Here is a 1,172-nt window from a genome sequence, read left to right as displayed (position 1 = left end):
GCATAGCGCAGCGCCGGCTCCCGGCGCGGGTGGCAGGTGAAGGCGAACTCGGACGGCGTCTTCCATCCGAGCTGCGAGTGTGGTCGTGCCTCGTTGTAATCGGCCCGCCAGCATCCGAGCGCGACGCGGGCCTGGGCCAACGACGTGAACAGCGTCTCGTTCAACAGTTCATCGCGCAGCCGGCCGTTGAAGCTTTCGATGAAGGCATTCTGCATGGGCTTGCCCGGCGCGATGTAGTGCCATGCCACGCGGCTCTGATCAGCCCATGTCAGGATGGCGTTGCTGGTGAGCTCGCTGCCGTTGTCGCTGACCACCATCTTCGGCTTGCCGCGCTCAATCATCAGCCGGTCCAGCTCCCGCGCCACCCGGGGGCCCGAGAGCGAGGTATCGGCCACCAGCGCCAGGCACTCGCGGGTGCAGTCGTCGACCACGGTGAGGATACGGAAGCGGCGACCATCGGTGAGCTGATCCGATACGAAGTCGAGCGACCAGCGGTCGTTCGGCGCCATCGGCACCGTCATCGGCGCCCGGGTCCCGATCGCCCGCTTGCGGCCGCCACGGCGACGCACCGCAAGCTTCTCTTCCCGGTAGAGCCGGAACAGCTTCTTGTGGTTGATCACATAGCCCTCCCGCTTGAGCAGAACGTGGAGGCGCCGATAGCCAAAGCGGCGGCGCTCCTGGGCGATCGCCCTCATGCGTTGGCGAAGACCGGCATCGTCCGCCCGGGTCGTCTGGTATCTCATGGTCATGCGACRGCAGCCGATGGCTTTACACGCCCGCCGTTCGCTCATCCCGAAGGCGTCTCGGAGATGGGCGACAGCTTTCCGCTTGGCYGCGGGCGTCACCATTTCTTTCCCACGAGGTCCTTCAAGGCTGCGTTGTCCAGCATGGCGTCGGCCAGCAACCGTTTCAGCCGCGTGTTCTCGTCCTCCAGCGTCTTCAGCCGCTTGGCCTCCGAGACCTCCAGCCCGCCGAACCTGGCCTTCCATTTGTAGATGCTGGCGTCGCTGACGCCATGCTTGCGGCACAGATCGGCGACCGACACGCCGGCCTCATGCTCCTTCAAGATCCCGATGATCTGCTCTTCCGAAAAGCGGCTGCGCTTCATGCTCTGGTCCTTGTCGTGGGCCAGAACGAACTTCAAACTGGATTAAACCCGCGGGGCAAGGTCA

The 1,172-nt window shown here is 64.8% G+C and carries 1 protein-coding gene; it reads right to left on the bottom strand.

What is annotated here, in order from left to right:
- Positions 1-1,108 (bottom strand): IS3 family transposase gene (locus AB4Z51_RS44950; RefSeq protein WP_441499771.1). Its coding sequence is split into 2 segments (ribosomal slippage), with 1,109 coding nucleotides annotated over them: positions 1-859 and positions 859-1,108; the frame shifts between segments, so codons are not numbered across the junction. This gene is flagged as partial in the annotation.
- Between the last annotated feature and the right edge of the window lie 64 nt (positions 1,109-1,172).

It is taken from the genome of Bradyrhizobium sp. 2TAF36, assembly GCF_052114925.1.
Lineage (GTDB): Bacteria > Pseudomonadota > Alphaproteobacteria > Rhizobiales > Xanthobacteraceae > Bradyrhizobium > Bradyrhizobium barranii.
This window is presented reverse-complemented; position numbering and strand designations above follow the sequence as displayed.